General features: G+C 61.0%; 8 protein-coding genes. 1 reads left to right on the top strand and 7 read right to left on the bottom strand.

What is annotated here, in order from left to right:
- Nucleotides 1-212: 212 nt before the first annotated feature.
- A complete protein-coding gene (gene tkt, locus FS690_RS10745; RefSeq protein ID WP_039380061.1) occupies nucleotides 213-2,204 on the bottom strand; it encodes a transketolase in 1,992 nt (663 codons plus the stop codon).
- 272 nt (nucleotides 2,205-2,476) lie between these two features.
- Between tkt and FS690_RS10740 the strand changes: the two genes are divergently transcribed.
- The gene (locus FS690_RS10740) at nucleotides 2,477-3,232 is read left to right on the top strand and encodes a M48 family metallopeptidase (RefSeq protein WP_145339612.1); all 756 of its coding nucleotides are present in this window, start codon (nucleotides 2,477-2,479) and stop codon (nucleotides 3,230-3,232) included.
- 45 nt (nucleotides 3,233-3,277) lie between these two features.
- Here FS690_RS10740 and speB read toward each other — a convergent pair whose 3' ends face one another.
- The 6 genes from speB to FS690_RS10710 all read right to left on the bottom strand — a co-directional run bounded on the left by speB (nucleotide 3,278) and on the right by FS690_RS10710 (nucleotide 24,797).
- A complete protein-coding gene (gene speB, locus FS690_RS10735; RefSeq protein ID WP_039380065.1) occupies nucleotides 3,278-4,198 on the bottom strand; it encodes an agmatinase in 921 nt (306 codons plus the stop codon).
- 144 nt (nucleotides 4,199-4,342) lie between these two features.
- A complete protein-coding gene (locus FS690_RS10730) occupies nucleotides 4,343-5,539 on the bottom strand; it encodes an HlyD family type I secretion periplasmic adaptor subunit (RefSeq protein ID WP_370512306.1) in 1,197 nt (398 codons plus the stop codon).
- 23 nt (nucleotides 5,540-5,562) lie between these two features.
- Nucleotides 5,563-7,740 carry a type I secretion system permease/ATPase gene (locus tag FS690_RS10725; protein ID WP_145339610.1) on the bottom strand — a complete coding sequence of 726 codons (2,178 nt, stop codon included), beginning with the start codon at nucleotides 7,738-7,740 and terminating at the stop codon, nucleotides 5,563-5,565.
- Nucleotides 7,737-9,188: a TolC family outer membrane protein gene (locus FS690_RS10720; RefSeq protein WP_071668581.1), complete on the bottom strand. Its 1,452-nt coding sequence runs from the start codon at nucleotides 9,186-9,188 to the stop codon at nucleotides 7,737-7,739. Before FS690_RS10720 ends, FS690_RS10725 begins: the two co-directional genes overlap by 4 nt.
- A 71-nt stretch (nucleotides 9,189-9,259) precedes the next feature.
- Nucleotides 9,260-23,803, bottom strand: a complete 14,544-nt coding sequence (locus tag FS690_RS10715; RefSeq protein ID WP_145339609.1) for an Ig-like domain-containing protein — start codon at nucleotides 23,801-23,803, stop codon at nucleotides 9,260-9,262.
- Nucleotides 23,804-24,107: 304 nt separating this feature from the next.
- On the bottom strand, nucleotides 24,108-24,797 hold the full coding sequence (locus tag FS690_RS10710) for an EAL domain-containing protein (RefSeq protein WP_145339608.1): 690 nt from the start codon (nucleotides 24,795-24,797) through the stop codon (nucleotides 24,108-24,110).
- Nucleotides 24,798-25,274 lie beyond the last annotated feature (477 nt).

Below are 25,274 nucleotides of genomic sequence, written 5' to 3'. Positions count from 1 at the left end.
CATGCGAGGAATAACCGGAATGATTGCGATCAAGGATGGTGATGATTATTGGATCTGCGTCACAAAAATGCAGCGATTAATCGATTACTGCAGGAATAATTGAAACGTTTCAGGTGGAGAAGGCGAAGAAAATAAAACAGGGCGCGCATCAATGCGCACCCTGTGGTTCACAATATCTGATCTGGTAACCCGCCCTTTAAGGCGACTCCGGATTACAGAATAGATTTTGCGGTATTAACCACATTCTCAACGGTAAAGCCGAACTCTTTAAACAGCAGCTCTGCCGGTGCAGATTCACCAAATGAGGTCATACCCACGACCGCACCGTGCAGGCCGGTATATTTAAACCAGTAATCGGCAATACCCGCTTCAATGGCAACGCGTGCGCCAACCGCTTTCGGCAGCACCGCTTCACGGTAGGCGGCATCCTGCTTATCAAACGCATCCGTTGATGGCATGGAGACCACGCGCACATTGCGGCCTTCGCTGCTGAGTTTGTCAGCGGCAGCTACCGCCAGCTCAACTTCAGAGCCGGTAGCGATCAGGATCAGTTCCGGCGTGCCGTTGCAATCTTTCAGCACATAGCCACCGCGTACCACGTTTGCCAGCTGCTCAGCGGTACGATCCTGCTGCGCCAGGTTCTGGCGGGAGAAGATCAGCGCTGACGGGCCATCGACGCGCTCAATGGCATATTTCCACGCGACAGCAGACTCAACCTGGTCACAGGGACGCCACAGGCTCATGTTTGGCGTCGTACGCAGGCTGGCCATCTGCTCAACCGGCTGGTGCGTCGGGCCATCTTCACCCAGACCGATAGAGTCGTGGGTATAAACCATGATCTGACGGATCTTCATCAGCGCCGCCATACGCGCTGCGTTGCGGGCATACTCAACAAACATCAGGAAGGTCGCGGTATAAGGCAGGAAACCGCCGTGCAGCGCAAGGCCGTTGGCAATCGCGGTCATACCAAACTCACGCACGCCGTAATGGATATAGTTACCCGCTGCGTCTTCATTGATCGGTTTAGAACCGGACCACATAGTCAGATTGCTGGGTGCCAGATCGGCAGAACCACCGAGGAACTCCGGCAGCAGCTTGCCAAAAGCTTCAATCGCATTCTGCGAGGCTTTACGGCTGGCGATTTTAGCCGGGTTCGCCTGCAGCTGCTCAATAAACTGCTGCGACTCCGCCTGCCAGTTAGCCGGCAGCTCATTGTTAACGCGACGTGTAAACTCTTCAGCCAGCGCCGGGAAAGCCGCCTTATAAGCTGCAAATTTCTCATTCCACGCTGACTCTTTCGCCTGGCCCGCCTCTCTGGCATCCCACTGCGCATAGATATCGGCCGGGATCTCAAACGGCGCGTGGCTCCAGCCCAGCTGCTTGCGCGTCAGCGCAATTTCATCGTCGCCCAGCGGCGCGCCGTGTGAATCGTGCGTGCCCGCTTTGTTAGGTGAACCGAAACCGATAACGGTTTTACACATCAGCAGTGACGGCTTGTCAGAGACGCGCTTCGCCTCTTCCACCGCCTGTTTGATCGCTTCTGCGTCGTGACCATCCACGCCGCGCACAACATGCCAGCCGTAGGCTTCAAAACGTGCTGCGGTGTCGTCGGAGAACCAGCCATCAACGTGACCATCAATGGAGATACCGTTGTCGTCATAGAACGCGACCAGCTTGCCCAGCTTCAGCGTACCGGCAATAGAGCAGACTTCGTGCGAAATCCCTTCCATCATGCAGCCGTCACCCATGAAAACATAGGTATGGTGGTCTACGATATCATGACCCGGACGGTTGAACTGTGCGGCCAGCGTGCGCTCGGCGATCGCAAAGCCCACGGCGTTGGCGATACCCTGACCCAGCGGGCCGGTTGTGGTTTCCACGCCTGGCGTGTAGCCATATTCCGGGTGACCTGGGGTTTTAGAGTGCAGCTGGCGGAAGTTCTGCAGCTCGCTCATTGGCAGATCGTAGCCGGCAAGGTGCAGCAGGCTGTAGATCAGCATAGAGCCATGCCCGTTCGAGAGCACGAAGCGGTCGCGGTCAGCCCACTGCGGGTTAACCGGGTTGTGGTTCAGGAAGTCGCGCCACAGCACTTCAGCGATATCCGCCATGCCCATCGGGGCACCCGGGTGTCCCGATTTAGCTTTCTGTACTGCGTCCATACTTAACGCACGAATGGCGTTGGCAAGCTCTTTACGAGAGGGCATGTTCTACTCCAGATCGGATTAAGGCTCCGCCGCGCTTAACGTATTGTAATTAATCAGTTATAAGGCGAAGCGTGAAAGAAGTCGCCCATCAATGTACATGAAAATCGGCACAAAAGTACATGCATCCGCGTGCTAATTATCATGGCTGCGATTGCATTTTAAGCCGCGTCTGCTAGCAACCGCGAAACGGGCGCGCTATAAACATCGGGTTTATACATCTGGCCTGCTTTCAGGTGTCTGTTTTTACGACGAGTTACTTAAAGGATGATGATATGAAAATCCGGGCTACGGTTACGGCAATCGGAATGGCAGCGCTACTGAGCGGCTGTCAGGGGTTTGATAACAACGCGCTGCTGCAGTCGGGCGCGCAGGCCTATCAGGCCTATTCGCTCAGTGATGCGCAGGTAAAACAGCTGAGTGACCAGTCCTGTACGCAAATGGACAAAGAGAATCAGGTCGCGGCGGCAAACAGCAGCTATCAGCAGCGTCTGAATAAGATCGCTGCCGCGCTGGGCGACAATATCAACGGCACGCCGGCGAACTATAAGGTGTACGTCACCAAAGATGTCAACGCCTGGGCGATGGCCAACGGCTGCATCCGCGTTTACAGCGGCCTGATGGATATGATGACCGACAGTGAAGTGGAAGGCGTACTGGGCCATGAGATGGGTCACGTCGCGCTGGGCCACACGCGCAAAGCGATGCAGGTTGCCTTTGCCACCGAAGCCGCACGCGGTGCTGCCGCCTCGGTCGGCGGTATTATTGGTTCGCTGTCGCAGTCGCAGCTGGGCGATATCGGCGAGAAGCTGGTTAACGCGCAGTTCTCGCAGACTCAGGAGTCGCAGGCAGATGACTACTCATATGATCTGCTGAAAAAGCGCGGCATCAATCCGCTCGGTTTAGCCACCAGCTTTGAGAAGCTGGCGAAGATGGATCAGGGGCATCAGAGTTCGATGTTTGACTCCCATCCTGATTCAGAAGCGCGCGCGCAGCATATCCGCGATCGTATCGCCGCAGACGGTAAATAAGCGCCTGATGCAGCCCTTCTCCCGACGGGAGAAGGGCAGCTGCTATCAGCCTTTGTTCGCTGCCTGCACGTGCAGCATATCCAGCGCCAGCGTAGCCGCCGCCAGCGCGGTCAGATCGGCGTGATCGTAGCCTGGCGCCACCTCAACCAGATCCATGCCGACAATATTCATTCCCTGCAGGCCGCGCACCAGTTTGGTCGCTTTGTCGCTGCTCAGACCACCAATCACCGGCGTACCGGTGCCTGGCGCGTGCGCCGGATCGAGGCAGTCGATATCAAACGTCAGGTAGACCGGCAGGTCGCCCACGGTGCGCTTCACCTCCGCCAGAATATCATCCACGCTGCGATCGTTAACCTGCGCCGCGTCCAGCACGTTGAAACCCAGGCTCTTATCAAATTCAGTACGGATACCGATCTGCACCGAGTGCTGCGGATCGATCAGCCCCTCTTTTGGCGCAGTGAAAAACATGGTGCCGTGGTCAAACGTCGGGCCGTTAGAGTAGGTGTCGGTATGCGCATCAAAATGCACCAGCGCCATTTTGCCGAAATGCTTCGCGTGGGCGCGCAGCAGCGGCAGCGTAATGTAGTGGTCACCGCCAAAGGTCAGCATGCGCTTGCCGCTGGCCAGCAGTTTTTCCGCATGCGCCTGCAGTTTGTCTGAGAGATCCTGTGAGTCACCAAATGCGTAAACCAGGTCACCGCAGTCCACGACATTCAGGCGCTGACGCAGATCAAACTCCCACGGCCAGCGGCACCCTTCCCACGCCAGGTTAGTGGAGATCTGACGAATCGCGCCCGGCCCCAGACGGCTGCCCGGACGGCCCGACGTAGCGGCGTCAAACGGCACACCGGTGATCACCCACTCAGCATCGCTGTCATATGGCTGGAAGTTGAGCGGAAAACGCATGAAGCCAAAGGCGTTGGAAACCAGGGAGTTGTCATACTGATTGCCCAGGGTGTTGTACATAATTCATCCTCTTTACGTCAGGCAGCACCGGCCTGATTACGGGTCAGGTATAAAAAAATCCCTTCCGCGTCGTTAAGCCCGACGAGGAAGGGATTGATGGCGTGATTATCGCCGGGAATATACTCCCCTGCAATCCTCATCCGCTTAGCGCTCGCGCATCGCCTCTTCAGCTTTATTAAACGGCTTGACCAGATAATCCATCACGGTTTTCTCTCCGGTTTTGATATCCACCGTGGAGACCATGCCGGGCGTGATAGAAAAGCGCCGGCCCGCTTTGTTCTGCACATAGTCGTTATCGGTGCGGATAAACACCCGATAGTAGTAGATCTCTGGTTTCACCTCATCCTGGATGGTATCCGGCGAGATGCTCTCTACTACGCCATTGAGACCGCCATAGATGGCGTAATCGTAGGCGGAGATCTTCACCACCGCGCGCTGCCCCGGATGGATAAAGGCGATATCGCGCGGCGACAGGCGCGCCTCCACCAGCAGCCGGTCGTTGAGCGGGACAATGTTCATCAGCTCGCCATTGGGCGGCACCACGCCGCCGACCGTGGAGACTTTGATATTTTTGACAATGCCGCGCATCGGGGCGCGGATCGTCAGCCGCGTCACCGTATCTTCGCGCCCTTTAATCACTTCCGCCAGGCTGTCCGCTTCCGCGCTCGCTTTGGCCAGCTCTTCGCGCGCCTGGACATAATATTGCGAACGCATATCGGTCAGCTTCAGCTCCAGATCGGATTTTTCACGCTGCAGGCGCAGCACCTCCACATTGCTGGCAGCCCCGCTCTTTGCCAGCCGCTGCGTAATCGCCAGCTCGCGGTTAGCCAGCGCCAGCGACGCGTTAAACTGCTTCGTCGCGTCGTTGAGCTGTGCCCGTTTAGTATTATAGAGACGGGTTTCTGCCGCGATCAGATCGGGCCAGCCGCTGAGCTCATCCGGAAAGGTCAGCCGGGTGTCGTTAACCTCTGCCCGCAGGCGTGACGCCGCCGCCAGCGCGGCGCGATAGCGTGCCGCGCTCTCACCCACGCTTGACTGGGAACGGGTCGGATCGAGACGCGCCACCACCTCACCCGCCTGCACCTGATCGCCCTCATGCACGTACAGCTCCGTCAGAATACCGCCCTCCAGCGACTGCAGCACCTGCTCGCGCGAGCTGGGGATCACCTTGCCGGTCCCGGTTGAGACTTCATCCAGCACGCCAAACCACGCCCAGATCAGCGCGACCAGCATCAGCGCGGCGCTGATAACAATCAGCCGCACCGCCCCGCTGTAGTGCGTTTCCGATTTCAGTTCGCCCAGCAGATCGTCTGACGCGTCTGTTTCAGCAGCCGTGACCAGCCGCAGTTTTGCCGGCAGCTGCTTCATGCGTTCACCTCCGGCAGATTTCCGCCGCTGCGCGCTGGCGGCAGCGCTTTCTCTTTCGGACTGTCCATAACCAGCTGCCCCTCTTTCAGCACCAGTATCCGATCCACCAGCGACAGAATCGCGGCGCGATGCGTCGCCACGATCAGCGTGCGGCCGTTCAGCCATGCGCTGAGGCGCTCAATAAACTCTTTCTCCGTATGGTCGTCGAGCGCGGCGGTGGGTTCATCCAGCAGCACGATATTAGGATCGCGCAGCAGCATGCGCGCCAGCAGCAGCGACTGCCGCTGCCCGCCGGAGAGGCCGGTGCCCCCCTCCATGATCGGGTGATCCAGCCCCAGCGGCAGGCGGCGAATAAATTCCGCTCCGCCGCTCACCGTCAGCGCAGAGAAGATGGCGTCGTCGGTAGCGTGCGCCGCGCCGAGCGTCAGGTTTTCACGCAGCGTACCGTGAAACAGACGCGCGTTTTGCGTCAGCAGCCCGACGTTGCGCCGCACGTCGGCCACGTCAATGTGCGGCAGGCTGAGGTTATCAAGCCGCAGCTCACCGCTCACCAGATCCATGCCGCCCGCCATCGCCTGCAGCAGCGTGGATTTACCGGAGCCGTTGCGGCCCAGCACCGCAATACGCTCCCCAGGCTGAATGGTCAGGGATTTAATGCGCAGCGCCATGGTCAGCGAGTCGCTGTAGTAGCGAAACATGGCGTCGGTGAACTGATAGTGGCCAAACAGCACCGGACAGTGAATACGCGTCTCATCGCTGCTGTTCTCTACCGGCAGATTCATCAGGCCGTCGAGGCTGGTTTTCGCCGCCCTGACCTGCTGCCAGCGCGCCAGTACGCCGCACAGCGTTGCCATCGGCGCAATCATGCGCGAGGAGAGCAGCGACGCCGCGACAATCGCCCCGGTGGTGATATCGCCGTTGATCACCATCGGCGCGCCCACCACAATGACGCTGGCGTAAACCAGCCCCTGCACCGTTACGCCCCAGCTAATGAGCGAGTGCATCACCTTACGCATCGCGACGCCTGACTGCGCAGTAATACGGATATAACTGTTCCACTGTTGCAGAAAGCGATCTTCCGCCTGCATCAGCTTGATATCCTCCAGCCCCTGTACGCTCTCCACCAGCACTGCGTTACGCAGCGTGGACTCTTTCAGCGCCTGCTGCGCCAGCTTCGCCAGTTTTTTCTGGCTGAGCAGGCCCGGCAACACCATCAGCAGCACCGCCACCGGGGCGATCCACGCCAGCTGTGGCGCGATAATCGCCATAACCAGCAGAAACAGCAGGAAAAATGGCATATCGACAATCGCCGTCACGGTGGTTGAGGTCACCATTTCCCGGATCGCCTCCAGTTCACGCAGCTGGGAGATAAAAGTGCCGGTAGAGCGCGGCACCACGCTGTTGCGCAGCCGCAGCGCATGACCAAACACCCGATCGGAGACGCGCATATCGGCGCGCTTGCCCAGCAGATCGGTGACGTGATCGCGGCCCACGCGCAGAATATAGGTAAATACCACCGAAATGATCACGCCAGCATAGAGGACATAGAGCGTGGGATAAGATTGCGCCGGGATCACCCGGTCATAAACCTGCATCGAAAACACAATCCCTACCAGCGCCAGCAGATTGATCAAGAAGGACGCCAGCATCACATAGCCGTAGGGACGCAGATCGTGCAGCACCAGCCGCCGCAGCCAGTCGGGGCGAACGGTGGCGAGATAGCGATCGACCCGGCTATCTTTCGCCGCCGCCACCGGTCGCAGCGCGGCCACCACGCGGAGGGCGGGCAGCAGATCGGTGAGCATCACCGGCGTCGGCTGTTCATCGCCGGAAAAGTGCACCCGAACGCGGTCATCACCATCAAACGCCGTCACCACGCCGACCTGGCCATCATCCAGCTCTACTGCCAGCGGCAGGCGCCAGCGCGTGATCTCCCGGCTCTCCTCTGCAAACAGCTGCAGCGACAGCCCCGCCTGACGTGCCAGATGGCGCAGCGCTTTATCGCGCGTCTGTTTGCCCTGCCACTCCGCTGCCGCCATGATCATGCCTGGCGAACAGGGCAGCCGGTAGTGGGTGGCGATCTGAATAATGGCCGTGGCCCAGCCGTTAAGCGGCAGCTCGCCGCCGCTGGCGGGCTGGCTCTCAGGCGCGTCCGGAATTGGTAATTGGGTCATGGCTGGATCTCCACGGTCTGGATGCGCTGGTTATTGAGCGTAAAGGCTGAACGTATCTGTCCGGTGCTGTAAAGACAGTCGAGCTGCAGCGATCGCAGCTGGCTTACGGTCTGCTGTAGCGTAAAGCGGGTCTGCCACACCTCCTGTTCGGCATTGAGCACGTCCAGCAGCGGGCGTGTCCCGAGCTGCAGATACTGATCCTGATAGAGCTGGCGGGTTTTCTCGCCCAGCGCCTGCTGGCGCCCCATAATCGCCAGACTCTGCGACAGGCTGAGCGCCTCATTCTGCGACTCACTCAGCTGCTGACGCGCTTTCAGCCGTGCGGAATTTACCGCTGCGTTCGCCGCCTGCAGCGCGCTGGCGGCGGCGTCGCGCGCGGCGGTGATCCCGCCGCCCTGATAAAGCGGCATCTCGACTTTGACAAAGGCAGAGTACTGCGTGCGGTCCAGCGACTGACTGCCGGCGTAGCGATCGTTGAGATAGTGGGTAACCTGCGGTTCCAGCGAGATAGTCGGCAGGTTCTGCGCGCTGGCGTTATCAAGTTTGGCCTGCGCCTGATTAGCCTGCGCCCACGCGGCCAGCACCGCCGGGTTGGTTTTGTCATCCGCTTTGCCACTGGCGCAGCCGCGGGTCAGCGTCGCGGGAAACTGGTCGCTGACCTGCTTTACCAGCGGCCAGCCCAGATAGGTGGCTAAAGTCGCGCGCCAGCGGTTAAGGCTCGCCTGATACTGTGTCAGGGTGGTGCGCGCGCCTTCGATACGCGCATCGGTCTGGGTCGCGTCGGAGAGCGAGGCCGCGCCCTCCTCATTACGCTGCCGCGCCAGTACGCCAATCCGGCTCAGGGCGCTGAGCTGATCGCGGGCAATCTTTACCAGCTGCTGATAGCCCTGCACCTGAACCAGTGCCGCTGCGGTATCGTGCGCCACGCTATCGATACTCACCAGCACGTTTGCCTGCTCCTGCGCCACGCCCGCCTCGGCAGAGCGCACCGAGCTGCTGACTTTGCCAAAGTCATAAAGCATCTGCGACACCGACAGCACAAATGAGGGGCTGAAGCCGCTGCCGCTGTAACTGTTGCTATAGCCATTGTTCATGCCCGCACTGATTTGCGGATAATATTTTGCTTTTGCCACATCGACCTGATTCGCCTGCTCCAGCATGGTGCCAATCGCCTGCGCGATATCAGGATGCCACTGCACCGCACGCTGCACCGCCTGCTCAATTGTCAGGGTGTCCGGCACGCTGCCCAGCGCCGGTTCGGCGACTTCGCCCGCGAGCGACGGCAGCTCCTGCTGCTGAACCAGCTCGCTTTGCGTAATAGATCCAGCGCGTATCAGCGTCTCACTGGCGGCACTAAGATGCGCACTGTAAAACAACAGAAAGCCCGCGCTTACTGCGGCGGGCAGAGAGGAACGGCGAAAAGGTGCGCCGGATTGCATCAGATCCATCGATTATCCACCAGTCAGAATAGAGAAAGGGCACCTCCTGTGCCCGTGATGCTTCCCTGCGTCACACACCACTATGTCGTGTGGTTTTGGTGCGGTTGCTGCAGCAGCTCCTCCAGTGACACGTTAACGCCTTCCAGCGTGATCAGCTGCGTAGTGCTGTAGCCCGTCCCGCTACCGTCACGATCGATTGAAAGCACGGTGCTGCCATCAGAAGTATGGTCCACTTTCACGAAATCATTAATATTACTTGTGGAATCATTCCAGCCGATCAGCAGTTCACTGATATCAATCTTGTCTCCCTGGGCGACGTTAAAGTCGGTCCAGGTGTCGTGGCCGTTGCCGCCGGTGGCATCAGCGCGATCCAGCAGATGGTAAACCAGCGTATCTGCGCCGGCGCCAGCGGTGATGGTGTCATCGTAGGCGCTGCTGGTCAGCGTATCGTTACCGCCGGTTCCGTTAATGGTCGGGTGCAGCTCAATGGTGAAGCTGTGGCTGGTCAGGGTGCCGTCCCGGCCCGCCAGGGTGTAACTGAATACCTCCTTATGCGTAATGTTCTGGACGTTAACATCCGCATTGAGTGAGTAGGTGTAGCTTCCGCTGGCGCTGACCTGCAGCACGCCGAACTCACCGGCTACCTGCGTCATACCGGCCGCTCCCACCGTGGTTTCTGCCCCCAGAGCATTAGTGATGGTTAAGGTTCCGCTGTGCGTGCCGGCGCTGTCGGCCCAGATGCTGCCGCTCGCGTCATGCTCAGCGCTGCTGCTCTCCGCCAGCAGGCTGGTGGCGGCAAACAGCGTGGCCGCCGGGCCGTTATGCAGCGTTACCGTCAGCGTGGCGGAGGTTACCGTGCCGCTGGCGTCCCGCACTGAATAGGTAAAGGTATCCGTCGCCGGCAGCGTGTCGATATTCAGTCCCGCTTTCAGCGCATAGGTGTAGTTACCTCGCGCATCCAGGGTCAGCGTACCGTAGCTGCTGGTGATCACCGTATTACCCGTGCCGGCAACCGTTGCGCCGCCCGCCGTCGTGACCGCCACGCCAGCCGGTACCGTACCGGCTATCGAACTGGTGTCGTTCGCCAGCAGATTACCGGTGACGGTGGCCGCCGTGGTTACCGCCAGCGTGGTGTAGTCTGACACCGTGCTCACGGTAGTGGTGGGTAGTATGCTGAGGTTGGTATTCGCGCCGACCACTACCGCGTAGTTACCGGTACCCAGATTGCTGTAGGTGACGTTACCGCCGCGAATCGTTCCGACTGAAAGCAGGGAACTGATGTAGTTGCTCTGCGAACTCACCAGCTGCCAGGAGCCGTTACTCAGCTGCGTGTAGAGGTTAAGCGAGTAGTTGGCCGCCACGCCGATGCTGTTCACTGAGCCGTAGAGCGTCACCGTGCGGAAATCGTCCTGACCCACATTAAAGATATAGGCGTTGCCGTTATTGAGCACGCTGGCACCCAGTATCGATCCGACCCCCAGGGTAAGCAGCGCCGTGTGTGAAGAGTTCACGGTGCCATTATTGATGGTGGCCTGCGTGGTGCCGTAATCGACCTCGTTAACATCGTTAGTCGCCACAATGCGGATGGCCCCCAGCAGCGACGCCGATGGCGAAACGTTGCCCGCCCTGTCGCTCTGCGTCACCGAGAGCGTGGCACCGGTAGTCTGCGCTGTGCTCAGCGCCACTGACCAGCTGCCGCCGCTGCCCACCGTGGTGGTGCCGAGCGTGGCGCCGCTGGCGTCGCGGACCGTTACCGTTGCGCCGACCTCACCGCTGCCGGTGACGCTGGTGCCGGCGCTGTTGATCAGCAATCCGGATACCGCCGCCGGTGGCACCGTGTCTACGGTAACGGTGGTCGCCACGTTGGTGCTGCTGACGTTGCCTGCCGGGTCAGTCACCGTGGTGCTCAGGGTATGCGCCCCATTGCTCAGCGCCGCGGTGGTAAAGCTCCAGCTGCCGCCCGTGCCCACCGTGACGGAACCCAGTGCGGTGGTGCCGTCAAAAATGGTCACCAGCGCGCCCGCTTCTGCCGTACCGCTCAGCGTCGGCGTGGTATCGCGCGTAAAGGCACCATTGGTCAGCGTTACCGGCGCGCTGCCCGCATCATCCGTAATGGTGAGCGTGCTGGCCGCCGGCGCCACGGTGTCAATCCGCAGCGTGACCGAAGCCTGCGGGCTGACGTTGCCCGCCGCGTCGGTCTGCGTCACGTTGAGCGTATGGGCACCATTACCCAGCGCTGGCGTGATGAAGCTCCAGCTGCCGCTGCCGCCAACGATCGCAGTTCCCAGCAGCGCGGTGCCGTCGTAAACGCTGACGCGTGCGCCCGCCTCGCCCGATCCGCTCAGCAGCGGCGTGCTGTCATTGGTCACGCCGTTATTGGGGATTGCGATTGCCGTACTGCCGTTGTTATTAGCCAGGGTCAGCCCGGTTACGGCAACCGGCACCGTGGTGTCGATAATCGCCGTCGAACTGATGCTGCTGCTGACGTTACCCGCGGCATCAGTGGCGGTGATGCTGAAGGTGTGCGATCCCTCGGAGAGAGCTGTTCCCGGCGTGAAGCTCCAGCTGCCGCTGCTGCTGGCGGTCACCGACCCCAGGACAGTGGTGCCGTCGCGCACAATCACCAGACTGTTTGCCTCGGCCGTGCCGCTCAGGGTTGGCGTGCTGTCGCGCGTCGCGCCGCCGTTTGCCACCGTGACATTGTTAATGTCGTTAGTGACCACCAGCGTTGGCGCAGCGGGAGCCACGGTATCGACGGTAATCGACACCGCCGGCTTCGCCGGGCTGACGTTGCCCGCGGCGTCACGTACCGTCGCGCTCAGCGAATGCACGCCGTTGCTCAGCGCAGCTGGCGTAAAGCTCCATGCCCCATCGCTGCCTGCCACCACCGATCCCAGCAGCGTGCTGCCGTCATACAGCGTGACGACCGCGCTCGCCTCCGCCGTCCCGCTTAGGGTTGGCGTCGCGTCGTTGGTGACCGCGCCATTTGCCAGCGGTCCGGTCACCGGCGCCACATCATCCGTGATCGTCAGGTTGCTGACCGCTGCCGGCGCCACCGTATCCACCGTCAGCGTGATGCTGGCTGGCGGACTGACGTTTCCGGCGGCGTCGGTCTGGGTCACGTTCAGGGTGTGGCTGCCTTCACTCAGCACCGGGCTGACAAAGCTCCAGCTGCCGTTACTGCTGACAATCGCCGTGCCCAGCGCAACATTGCCGTCAAGGATAGTCACGCGCGCACCCGCCTCGCCAGAGCCGGTCAGCAGCGGCGTGCTGTCACTGGTCACGCTATTATTGGGAATCGCGATCGCCGTACTGCCGTTGTTGTTGGCGGCAGCCAGACCGGTAACCGCACCTGGCGCAACGGTATCAATGATCGCCGTTGAGCTGACGCTGCTGCTGACGTTGCCTGCCGCATCGGTGGCGGTGATGCTGAAGGTATGCGATCCCTCAGCGAGCGCTGTAGCAGGGGTAAAGCTCCAGCTGCCGGTACCGCTGGCGGTGACTGAGCCGAGTAGCGTGGTGCCGTCGCGGATAATCACCAGGCTATTGGCCTCGGCGCTGCCGCTCAGGGTTGGCGTGCTGTCGCCGCTTGCTGCGCCGTTCGCCACCGTGGTGTTCGCCACGTCGTTAGTCACGACCAGCGTTGGCGCAGCCGGCGCCACGGTGTCCACGGTGATTGCGACCGTGGGCGACGCCGCGCTGACGTTGCCTGCCGCATCACGCACCGTGACGCTCAGCGCATGCGGACCATTATTCAGCGCGGGCGACGTAAAGCTCCACGCGCCGCTGCCGTCGGCCACAGCGGAACCCAGTACTGCAGTGCCGTCATAGACGGTGACCACGCCCCCCGCCTCTGCCGTACCGCTCAGCACCGGCGTGGTGTCGTTGGTCACGGCGCCGTTAGTCAGAGGACCGGTGTTCGGCGCGGCGTCATCGGTGACCACCAGATTGCTCACTGCGGCTGGCGGAGTGGTATCGACCGTCAGCGTCAGCGTCGCATTCGGGCTGACGTTACCGGCCGCATCGCTGGCGGTAACGTTAAAGGTGTGTGCCCCCTCTGCCAGCGCCGGCGTGACAAAACTCCACGCGCCGCCGCTGCCCGCCGTTACCGATCCGAGAACGGTGTCGCCGTCGCGGATCGTCACCACGCTGCCCGCCTCTGCCGTGCCCCTGAGCAGCGGAGTGGCATCGCTGGTGGTGCCGCCGGCGGCAATTGCCACCAGCGCGCTGCCGTTGTTGTTAGCCGCGTTCAGGCCGCTCACGGCGACCGGCGCCACGCTATCCACAATCAGCGTGGTGCTGGTCGCGCCGCTGACGTTGCCCGCCACATCGGTGGCGGTGACGCTCAGGGTATGCAGTCCCTGGTTCAGCGTAGTGCTGACATAGCTCCAGCGTCCTTCCGCATCAGCGGTCACCGAGCCCAGCACCGCGTTACCGTCGCGTACCGTGACAATGGCGTTCGCTTCCGCCACGCCGCTTAAGGTCGGCGTCGCATCGCTGCTGTAGCCGCCCGCCGGGATGGTTGCGCTGGTCACATCGTTGGTCACCACCAGCGTTGAGGTGGCTGGCGCAGTGGTATCCACGACTACGGTAAAGTTCACCGGATCGCTGCTGCTGCCCGCCGCATCGCGTACCGTGACGCTGAGCGGATGCGTGCCTTCACTCAGCGCGGCAGGGGTGAAGCTCCAGGCTCCGTCGCCGTTTGCCACCACCGATCCCAGCACCGTAGTGCCTTCACTGATCACCACCACGCTGTTTGCCGCGGCGCTGCCGGAGAGCGTTGGCGTGGTATCGTCCGTCGGCGTACCGCTGGTCAGCGGCCCCTGAATCGCGCCGGCGTTATCCGTTACCGTCAGCGCCGTGACCGGGGCAACCGCTGCGGTCAGCACGGTAAAGCTGATATCGCTCACCGGGCTGACGTTGCCCGCCGCGTCGGCGGCACTCACGCTCAGCGTGTGCGGACCATCCGCCAGCGCGGCGGTGGTAAAGCTCCACGCGCCGTTGGTGCCGGCGGTTACCGAGCCGAGCACGGTGGTGCCGTCCCGCACGGTAACGATGCTGCCCGCCTCAGCGGTGCCGCTCAGCTGCGGCGTGTTGTCGCTGGTGGTGCTGCCAGCCGCGATAGTCAGCGGCGTGCTGCCGTTGTTGTTGACCGCCGTCAGGCCGGAGATGGCCGCCGGTGCCACGGTATCCACCACTACCGTGGTGACGGCAGAGGCGATACCGGTATTACCGGCCGCATCGGTGACGCGCACGCTCAGGGCGTGACTGCCCTCGCCCAGCGCGGCAGGGGTAAAGCTCCAGGCGCCCGCGCCGCTGGCGATAGCGGTACCGAGCAGCGTGGTGCCGTCATACACGCTGACCGTGGCGTTTGCCTCCGTGGTGCCGCTCAGCGCTGGCGTACTGTCATTGATGGTTGCCCCGCTGGTGAGCGGCGTATCCGAATCACCCGCGGTGACGTTCACCGTGCCGGCCGCAGGGGCTACCGTATCGACCGTGATGTTCAGCGCGCCGGAGCGATCGCTGACGTTGCCCGCCGCATCGGTCACTGTCACGCTGAGCGCGTGCGCGCCCTGGCTCAGCAGCGGCAGCGTGGTGCTCCATGCGCCGTCGCCGTCAGCAGTGACCGAAGCGATTACCGTATTGCCATCGTAGATGGTCACCAGCCCGCCCGCTTCCGCCGTGCCGCTGAGCTGTGGCGTACTGTCGTTAGTCACGCCGTTATCCGTCACCGGCACCGGCGTGGCGCCGTTGTTATTGGCCGCCGCGAGATCGGTTACGACATCGGGCACAACGGTATCGACGATAAAATTAATCACCTCTGACGGATCGCCAGGATTGCCGGTTTCATCCGTGCTGACGACAGAAATCGCGTGCGCGCCCTCATCCAGTACCGGATCTGGCGTATAGCTCCACTGTCCGTTCGCGTCTATCGGCAGAGTAGCCAGCACTGTACCGTTATCAGAAATGGTTACAGTGCCATTTGCCGGGCCCGTTCCCTGCAGGACCGGCGTGTTGTCACGGATAGCGGCCCCGTCTGCTACCGTTACCAGCGTGCTGCCGCTGTTATCGGTGATCTGCAGCGTGCTGTCGACCGGTGGCAGATTGGCTTCAACGGTCAGCGTGAAGGCGTCAGTAGCCGGGCTGACGTTACCCGCCGCATCGGTCACGGTGAACGTAAAGCTATGCTCGCGGTTTGACAGCGCAGCGTCTGGCGTAAAGCTCCAGCTGCCGTTTTCGTCAGCGGTGGCCGTTCCCAGCAGCACGTTGTCGTCATAGACCGTTATCGTGCTGCCCGTCTCCGCCGTGCCGCTGAAGGCCGGGAGATTATCATCAGTGATCGCGCCTGACGTCAGCGGACCTTCAGCGCCGCCGACGCTGTCGGTAACAAGCAGATCGTCAATTGCCTCCGGTGCCACCGTGTCGATAGTGATGGTAATCGGGCCGGTAACCGGGCCGGCGGTGCCCGCCGCGTTGCTGACCGAGACGCTGAAGGCATAGGTTGCATCGTCCAGCGCTGCGGATTCATAACGCCAGACGCCATTCTCACCCACGGTTGTGGTGCCAACGATGGCTCCATCCTGAATGATATTCACCACCGTGCCGGCGACGCCGGTTCCGCGCAGCACCGGCGTGCTGTCACTGGCGAAGCCGTTGTTCGCCACCAGCACCGGCGTGGTGCTGGCGTTGTTGTAGATATCAAAGCTCAGCACCGCGGCTGGCGTACTGGTATCGACCGTAAAGCTGACCGTCGACGCCACCTCGCTGACGTTGCCCGCTACATCGGTGGCGGTCACCGTCAGGGTGTGCGCCCCCTCAGCCAGCGCGCTGGTGTTGAGGCTCCAGGCCCCCTGAGGATCGGCGGTGGTTCTGCCAACCTCCTGCGCACCGTCATACACAATAATGGTCGCTCCTGCCTCTGCGGTACCGCTGATGAGCGGCGTCGCATCAGGAGTTACGCTGTTGCTATTGATGGTTACCGGCGTCGCTTGTATATCATTCTGCAGCAGCAGATCGCCTGCCGGCTGCGGCGCAGTGGCATCAATAGTGATGGTCAGCGCACCGGACGGTGCGCTGACGTTGCCCACTTCATCGGTGACCGTGGCGCTCAGCGTGTGCTGGCCGTCGGTCAGTACCGGTGAGCTGAAGCTCCAGCTGCCGTCGCCGTCCGCCGTCACCGAGCCAATCACCACTCCGCCGTCATACAGCGTAATCAGGCTGTCGGGTTCCGCGGTGCCGCTCAGCAGTGGCGTATTGTCCGTGGTCAGCGCGCCGTTTGTCAGAGGCTGCGGTGTCGTACCGTTGTCGTTACTGACCACCAGCGATGTGGCATCCGGCAGCGTGGCGTCCACGGTAAAGGCGACAGGAGCAGAAGCCGGACCGGTGTTACCGGCCGTATCGGTCACCGTGGTGGTGAGGCTGTAGCTGCCATCGTCCAGCTGCGGCAGCTGATAGCTCCACTGTCCGTTACTGCCGGTGGTCACGCTGGCCAGTATTGCGGTTCCGTCCAGAATCGTCACTACGCTGCCCGGCTCTGCGGTGCCACTGAGGAACGGCGTATTATCCGTGGTGATGCTGCCGCTGGCGATAGCCACCGGCGTGGTGCCGTCGTTGTTCGTCAGCGCGATGTTCGCTGCCACCGCCGGCGGCGTGGTATCAACGATCGCACTGAAAGTCACCGGTGCGCTGACGTTACCAAGCGTGTCAGATGCCGTGGCGGTAAAGGTGTAGCTGCCGTCCGCCAGCGCGGTGGCAGGCGTAAAGCTCCAGCTTCCCTGTCCGTTTACCGTGGTGGAACCCAGCAGCGTACCGCTCTGATCGGTAAGGGTAATAATGCTGCCCGCATCCCCGCGACCGCTGAACAGCGGCGTGCCATCATTAGTGAGGCCCCCGTTGGGAACGGCTACCGGCGCAGTGCCGTTATCATTACTCAGCGTCAGCTGCGTAACGGCGGAAGGCGCCGTGGTGTCCACGGTAAAGGCGATCGGCGCACCCGGCGCGCTGCTGTTACCGGCGGCGTCGGTGACCGTCACGCTCAGGCTGTGCGGGCCGTCGCTGAGGATCGGCGAGAAGCTCCAGTTACCCTGCGCATCGGTCGTGGTGGTACCGAGGATCAGATTGCCATCAGATATAACGATGGTGCTGCCAGGCTCTGCGCGACCGGAGAACTCAGGCGTGTTGTCACCGGTGGTGGAGCCGGATGTAATCGCCTGCGGCGTAGCGCCATTGTTGTTCACCAGCGCGATCTCAGTGGCCGCAGCCGGTGCGACCGTATCCACGGTAAAGGTGATTGTGGGCGAAGCGGGGCTGGTGTTCCCGGCTGCGTCGCTGACAACGGTGCTCAGGTTATGCTCGCCCTGCGTAAGCGCGCCGGTCGTGAACTGCCAGCTGCCGCTGCTGTTCACGGTAACCGAACCGATTTGCGTAGCGCCGTCATAGATCAGCACCACGCTGCCCGGCTCGGCTGAACCGATCAGCTGCGGCGTCGCGTCGTTGGTCACGTCACCGCTGTTGATCGGCACCAGCGTGCTGCCTTCATTGTTGTTAACCAGCACGTTCTGCGCTGCTTCCGGTGCCTGCGTATCCACGTTAATCGTGGTTACGGCCGAGGCCGGACTGACGTTGCCCGCCGGCGTCGTCTCCGTAATGCTCAGCGCATAGCTGCCATCATCCAGGGCTACGGGCGTATACTGCCAGCCGCCATCCCCACCGGCTACCACGCTGCCGATAGCCGTGCCGTCATTATAAATAGTGATCAGACTGCCGGCGGCGGCCGTACCGCTGAGCTGCGGCGTACTGTCGCTGGTGTAGCCGTTACTGGCAACCGGCACGCCTTCGCCGGAAGTGACGGAGAAAGCAGGTGCAGCCGGCACGCTGGTATCCACCGTCAGGGTCACAGAGTTGCCTGTAGCGCTGACGTTGCCTGCGGCGTCGGTCGCGGTGGCCCGTAAGGTATGTGCGCCATCGGTCAGGACCGTGTCGCTAAAGCGCCAGGCCCCGTCTGCGTCTGCCCGGACAGAGCCGATAGCGGCTGTTCCGTCATAGAGCGTTACCAGGCTACCTGCCTCAGCGCTGCCGCTCAGCACCGGTGTGGCGTCGTTGGTGACGCCGGTGATCGGTGCGTTATTGTCATCCCTCGCGGTCAGGTCGACTACGGCGCCAGGGGCTGTGGTATCGATGGTGAAGTTATATGCAGAGGAGGCCGCGCCGGTGTTACCGGCGGCGTCAGTCACTCGCGTGGTCAGGCTGTAATCGCCCTCAGCCAGCGGCGCATCCGGCGTAAAGCGCCAGCCGCCGTCACTGCCTGCAGTGACGCTGCCCAGTACTTCGCCGTTGTTATAGACGGTCACGATGCTGCCCGCTTCCGCCGTGCCGCTTACCACCGGCAAGGTGGTATTAGTCGCACCGGCCTCATCGACAGGGCGCGCCACGCCGCCCGCCTCATTGCTGACCTGCAAAGCCTCTGCAGCTTCGGGTGCCGTTGTATCAATGGTGAAATTCAGCGGTGCCGATGGCGCGCTGACGTTGCCCGCCGGATCGGTAACGGTAGTGGTCAGGCTGTAATCGCCCTCAGGCAGCGGTGCCTCTGGCGTGAAGCTCCAGTTGCCGTCTGTATCTGCGGTTACGCTGCCCAGCACCGTGTCGCCATTGGAAACGGTGATCAGCGCACCCGGTTCGGCGCTGCCGCTCAGCACCGGCGACGTCGTGTTGGTCACGCCGTTATCAACCGGCAATGGCGTTTCGCCGTCGTTGTTACTGAGCTGCAGCTCGCCTGCCGCCGCTGGCGGAATAGTATCAACGGTAAACACCAGCGCAGCAGAAGGCTCGCTGACGTTACCCGCCGGGCTGGTTACCGTAGCCGTCAGGCTGTGCGGACCCTCGCTCAGCGGCGACTCTGGCGTAAAGCGCCATGCACCGCCGTCATCCACGACCACGCTGCCCAGCACCGTGGTGCCGTCAAGTACCGTTACCGTGCTGCCCGCAGCCGCCGTGCCGCTCAGCACCGGGGTGGTATCACTGGTAGTCCCGTTGGTGACCGTCACCAGCGTGCCGCTGCTGTCATTGCTCAGCACCAGGTCATCCGCCACAGGCGGCGGCGTAGTGTCAATCGTAAAGTTAAGCGGTTCAGACTCATCGCCGCGGTTACCCGCCGCATCCGTAACCGTAGTGGTCAGGCTGTGCGGTCCGGCTGCCAGCGGCGTTTCCGGCGTAAAGCGCCACGCTCCGGTGCCGTCAGCGCTGACGCTGCCCAGCAGCGTGCCGTTATCATAGACGCTGACCGTGCTGCCTGGCTCAGCGCTGCCGCTCAGCGCCGGCGAGGTGTCGTTAGTTACGCCGCCGGCGTTGATGGCGTTACCGTTTTGATCGTTACTCAGCTGCAGGCCGCCTGCCGCAACGGGCGGTGTAGTATCAATGGTCAGCACCAGCGGTGCAGAAGGCGCACTGCTGTTCCCTGCCGGTGAGGTGGTGACGCCCGTCAGGCTGTGCTCACCGTCTGCCAGCGGTTCGTCTGGGGCAAAACTCCAGCTTCCCGCCTCTCCCACGGTAACGGAGCCCAGTACCTCATCCCCATCTGAAATTGTCACCACGCTGCCTGCGGCCACGCCGCTGCCGCTCAGCAGCGGCGTGGCGTCATTCGTCAGACCGTTGTTAACCGGAACCGGCGCAGTACCTTCATCGTTAGCCGCCTGCAGAGCAGCGGGTGCCGCTGGCGCAGTCGTATCGATGGTAAACACCACTGCCGTGGACGCTGCCCCGCTGTTGCCAGCCGGATCGGTGACAACCGTGGTCAGGCTATGTTCACCCGGCTGCAGTACCGGTGAGGTAAAGCTCCAGCTGCCGTCGCTACCGGCGGTGGTGCTGCCCAGCACGTTACCGTTATCAGAAACGGTGACGGTACTGCCTGGCTCAGCGCTTCCGCTGAGTACCGGCTTAGTGCTGTTAGTGATGCCGGTGATTTCGTTACCGTTTTGCCCGTTGCTCAGCAGCAGATCGCTGGCGATCGCGGGTGCAGTAGTGTCGATCACCACGCTGACCGGGGCACTGGCCGGCCCGGTGTTGCCCGCCGTATCGGTTACGGTGGTGGTAAGCGCGTGCGCGCCTTCATCCAGCGGCTGCGGCGGCGTAAAGCTCCAGCTGCCGTCGCCGCCCGCCACGGTACTGCCCAGAACGTCGCCATTATCAGAAACGGTGACGATGCTGCCCGGCTCGGCGCTGCCGCTGAGGGTCGGCGTGGTTTCATTCGTGGCACCGCCCGCCGGCAGCGCGTTACCCTCCTGGTTGTTCAGCTGCAGACCGCTGGCGGCGGCCGGTGGCTGCGTATCTACCGTGACCGCCACCGGGTCAGAGGCGGGGCCGGTATTACCGGCCGCATCGGTGACCGTGCTGGTCAGCGCGTGTTCGCCATCGCTGAGCGGCGGCGTGGTATAGCTCCAGTTGCCCTGAGCATCCGTGGTGGCGGTGCCAAGCACCGTATCACCGTCGCGGACGGTCACCGTGGAGCCAGGCTCCGCGGTGCCGCTCAGCGTCGGCGTAGTGAGACTGGTGCTGCTGCCTGGCGTAACCGGATCGCCATTTTCATTGCTGAGCTGAACGCCGGACGGCGCGGCGGGCACGCTGGTATCGATGGTGATATTGATAACCGATGAGGAGGTCTCCGCCCCCGCTGCGCTGGTGGCAACCGCCCGGAACGCATAGGGGCCGTCGGCTAACGCGGCAGGCGTAAAGCGCCACTGGCCGTCACCGTCTGCGACGACGCTGCCCAGTAGCGTAGTACCGCTATAGAGTCTGACCACGTCGCCAGCGGTGGCGACGCCGCTCAGCACCGGGGTGTTATCGCCGGTGCTGTCGTTATCTGCCAGCGTAACCAGCGTGCTGCCGCTGTCATCTGTTACCTCCAGTGAGCTGGTTGCCGGCACGCTGCCGGCATCAATCGCCAGCGTAAACGCCGGTGACGCCGGGCTGACGTTCCCTGCAGCGTCGGTCACGGTGGTGGTAATGTTATGCTGACCGTTGCTCAGCGCCGGCAGCGTCAGGCTCCAGCTGCCGTTGCTATCCACAACGGCGCTGCCCAGCAGCACGTCGCCGTCATAAATGCGCACCACGCTGCCCGCTTCGGCCGTGCCGCTCAGCGTCGGCGTGTTGTCATCGGTGAGCTGGCCTGAAGTCAGCGGGCCGGTACTAGCGCCTGCGTTATCAGTGACCTGCAGATTGCTGACCGCCGCTGGTGCGACTGTATCTACGGTAAAATTCAGCGGCGCAGAGACGGGGCTGCTGTTGCCAGCCAGATCGGTTACGGTGGTGGTCAGGCTGTGGCTGCCCTCACCCAGCTGCGGCGTGGTAAAGCGCCAGCTGCCGTCGCTGTTGGTGGTCACGCTGCCCAGCACGGTGTCGCCATCACGAATCGTCACCAGCGCACCCGGTTCCGCCGTGCCGCTCAGCACCGGCCGGGCATCGTTAACGGTGCTCTCCGGCGCGATATTGACTACGGTGCTGCCGTCACTGCCGGTTAGCGTCAGCGCATCAGCCGCTGCCGGTGCCACGCTGTCGACGGTGATATTCAGCGGCGCGCTTTGCGTGACGTTGCCTGCGCCATCGGTAGTACGCAGGTAGAAACTGTGCAGCCCCTGGAACAGACCGCGCAGGGCAAACGACCACTGGCCGTTGCTATCGGCGACAACGCTGCCGATTTCAGTGTTTCCGTCAAAGAGTGTAATCAGGTTGCCCGGCGTGCTGACGCCGCTTAGCGTTAACTCCTCGCTGCGCGTGGTCGCGCCGTCGGTCAGCGGCTGCAGCGTATTATCACCGGTGCTTACCGCTTCCAGCGGCGTGGTCGCTGGCGGCAGATCCGCCTGGACGTTAAGCGTGAAAGGTGTGCTGGCCGGACCAATGTTACCGGCCGCGTCAGTGCTGATAACGGTGAAGCTGTGCGCGCCGTTGCTGAGCGCAGGGGTGGTAAACTGCCAGCTGCCGTTAACGTCAACCAGGGCCACACCAAGCAGTACGTCACCATCGTAGATGCTGACCGAGGCGCCCGGCTCCCCGCTGCCGCTCAGCACGGGCGTATTGTCATCAGTAGTGGCGTTTTGCGGCAGCTCAACCTGGCTGTCGCCCGCGTCGTCAAAGACCCGCAGATCGGTTATCGCCTCCGGAGCCGTGGTATCAACCGTCAGCTGCAGCGGAGCGGAAGCGGGGCCGGTATTGCCTGCCGCATCCGTCACGGTAGTAGTCAGAGTATGGCTGCCTTCACTCAGCACCGGGGTGGTAAAACTCCAGCGCCCGTCGCTGTCTGCGATAGCGCTGCCCAGTACCGTCGTGCCGTCACGTACGGTGATGACGCTGCCTGGTTCAGCGCTGCCGCTTAACACCGGCGTGGTATCACGGGTCACGCCATTCGTGGCAATTGGCGCGAGCGGGCCGCTGCTGTCGCTGCTGAGCAGCAGATCGCTGGCGACGGCTGGCGGCACCGTATCAATAGTAATGGTCAGCGTGACGGATGATGTGCTATTTCCGGCGGCATCGGTGGCTACCGCGCGGAAGGCGTAGCTGCCATCCGGCAGCGCTGCAGGCGTAAAACTCCACTGCCCGCTTGCGTCGGCAAGCGTGCTGCCAAGTACGGTAGTGCCGTTATAGAGCGTAACCAGCTCATTGGCGCCCGCCAGCCCGCTCAGGGTTGGGGTGGTGTCACGCGTGCTGGACCCGTCCGGCAGCGTACGCAGCGCAGGGCTGCTGTCATCGGTGATTTCCAGCGTGCTGCTGGTAGGTGCGATGCCGGCGGCGACATTGATCACGAATCCGCTGGTGGCGGGACTGACATTGCCTGCCGCATCGGTGACCGTCACGCTCAGCGTGTGGCTGCCGTTATTCAGTGCCGGTGTGGTAAAGCTCCAGCGCCCGTCTGCTCCCGCCGTGACGCTGCCAAGCAGAACGGAACCGTCATACACTTTAACCACGGCTCCCGCTTCCGCCGTACCGGTCAGCGTTGGCGTATTGTCATCGGTGGTTTGCCCGTTGAGTAACGGCCCCTGGCTGCTGCCGACATTGTCGCTGACCACGATATTTCCGGCCGGATCGGGTGCGGTGGTGTCGCCGTTACCAGGATTGCCGCCACCGTTGCCGGGATCGCCGCCGCCAGGATTGTTGCCTCCGTTACCGGGATTAGTGCCGCCGCCGGAATTATCCGTATCGTCGCCACCGCCACCGCCACCGCCGCCACCGCCGCCGGTCGCAAACAGCGCCCCGATACCGGCCAGAGCCGCACCGCCAATACCGAAGGCGGCAATCGTGCCGTTATCCGTTACGTTTTCTGCCAGCAGACCTTCAGTGCTGTCGATCGACACATACTGAAAGCCCTCTGTGCCGGGATCTTCAACCCACCAGAGCGCACCGCGATCGTCCTGCAGGACCAGATCGCTGTCGCCATTGGCGCTGTAAAAATCATGAATAACAAGTGTTTCACCTGATTTAGTTGTTACGACTAAATCATTACCATTGCGTGTGAAAGCCTTAATGTCAGCCTGATTCAGGTTAAGTTTAACCACACTGGGTGCGTTCAGCGTAACCTGAGTACCGCTCACTTCGTTAGCAATCGTCCCACCTTTGGGCGTGATAGAAATATTGTTCATGTTATCGGGATCCCGCGCAGATATAAGTTTATGAGCGTTACTGGCACGCCCGGTATCATCAGATACCGCTTGCTATCGCAAGTAATTCAGGGAATTACTTACATCCTTCATCGGCCGTTCTTATTCCGGTAAAAGAGTAAGAACAGCGCTGAACAGGTTTAATTGCGGATTCAGAAAGGACATCAGGCGTTATGCGGAATACAGAAGCGTTATTCAGAAGTGAATATAAGCGCAGCAGGCACGCTTACCCTTTCAGCTGAAATGACTTTCTGCGCAGACCATAATCGCAAAGCTGTGTGCTGAATTACGCAAATAAATCATCAAGATAAACACTCTGCCAGTAGTAACCCTGCATGCCATAAACGGGCTTATGCGCAAGCAGATCCACATAGTGCTGATTTTCAACCCCCTCAACAATGACGCCGCGGCATAATTGATTAAGGTGATTAAGCAGAATGTCAAAGGTGCGGTCTTCGCTGAATTGCCAGAAAAACGCTTTATCAATCTTGACGATCTCAAATATTCCGCTGTCAAGCATGGTCAGGCTTGAATAACCCGGACCAAAATTGTCGAGCCAGAGAGGAGCCGGCGTAATTTTCGCTACGCCTTTAAGGGTCAGCAGATCCTCACTATTAAAACGCGAGGTGAAAAATGCAGAGATTTCGAGCCGCAATAATGCAACAGACGCCAGTTTTTCCTGAATGACTTCGTCTGCAAATATGCCGGCAACAATATCTCTGTCTACGTTTACGCTGATAACCTGGTTAAACCCCTGCTGACCAAGCTGAATAATATTTTCGACCTGGTGAAGGAATAGCTGCCATTTTTCATCGGCAGGAAGCAGAGAGAAAAAATGCTCTTCTCTGTCGGGATTACGTTGTGTAATTGTCGCTTTTTTTTCTTTAAAACGTGTCAGCAGCTCCCATGAAGTCACCTCTCCGGTCAGACTGTGAACGGGTTCCAGCAAGAAAACCGGATTAAAACGCTCGGTCATGGCACCCTTCCTGAATACGCTACTGACAAGGCCAAAAAGATCAGAATTACTCATGTTAACCGAAACAGAAACATCGACAAAAATTACTATAGCAACTGGAGATTAGCCTGCAATTTACATTTTGAAAAATAGTTTTGAGCTAAAAATGGTCCTGAAATGATAGTTAAAACCAATCATTTTCTGACAACCGCTCCGGTAATATTTTATAAATAGCACCTGTAAATAAGCCTGCTCTCTTGCACTGCGCGAGCATAAGCGTCTCACTTAGCGTTATATTACTGATTTTGAATTAAACTAATGTTGAAGCGCGGCGTTATCAGCGTTTCACTTTAGGAATAACCAGATATTTTTCAGGAAACCTGGCGCCTGTAAATGCGCCAGATGCATCACGGCTAAAAACATCTCTTATTTATTAAAAACATAAATAAATTATGATTTAAGGATAAGCGAAACATTAAAAAAATTATCAATACATAA

The sequence above is a fragment of the Pantoea sp. PSNIH1 genome, assembly GCF_007680655.1.
GTDB lineage: Bacteria > Pseudomonadota > Gammaproteobacteria > Enterobacterales > Enterobacteriaceae > Pantoea > Pantoea eucrina.
This window is presented reverse-complemented; position numbering and strand designations above follow the sequence as displayed.

Bases quoted from the DNA above. Each gene is read 5' to 3' on its own strand.
- tkt (WP_039380061.1), bottom strand. From the start codon at position 2,204: ATGCCCTCTCGTAAAGAGCTTGCCAACGCCATTCGTGCGTTAAGTATG.
- FS690_RS10740 (WP_145339612.1), top strand. From the start codon at position 2,477: ATGAAAATCCGGGCTACGGTTACGGCAATCGGAATGGCAGCGCTACTG.
- speB (WP_039380065.1), bottom strand. From the start codon at position 4,198: ATGTACAACACCCTGGGCAATCAGTATGACAACTCCCTGGTTTCCAAC.
- FS690_RS10725 (WP_145339610.1), bottom strand. From the start codon at position 7,740: ATGACCCAATTACCAATTCCGGACGCGCCTGAGAGCCAGCCCGCCAGC.
- FS690_RS10720 (WP_071668581.1), bottom strand. From the start codon at position 9,188: ATGGATCTGATGCAATCCGGCGCACCTTTTCGCCGTTCCTCTCTGCCC.
- FS690_RS10715 (WP_145339609.1), bottom strand. From the start codon at position 23,803: ATGAACAATATTTCTATCACGCCCAAAGGTGGGACGATTGCTAACGAA.
- FS690_RS10710 (WP_145339608.1), bottom strand. From the start codon at position 24,797: ATGACCGAGCGTTTTAATCCGGTTTTCTTGCTGGAACCCGTTCACAGT.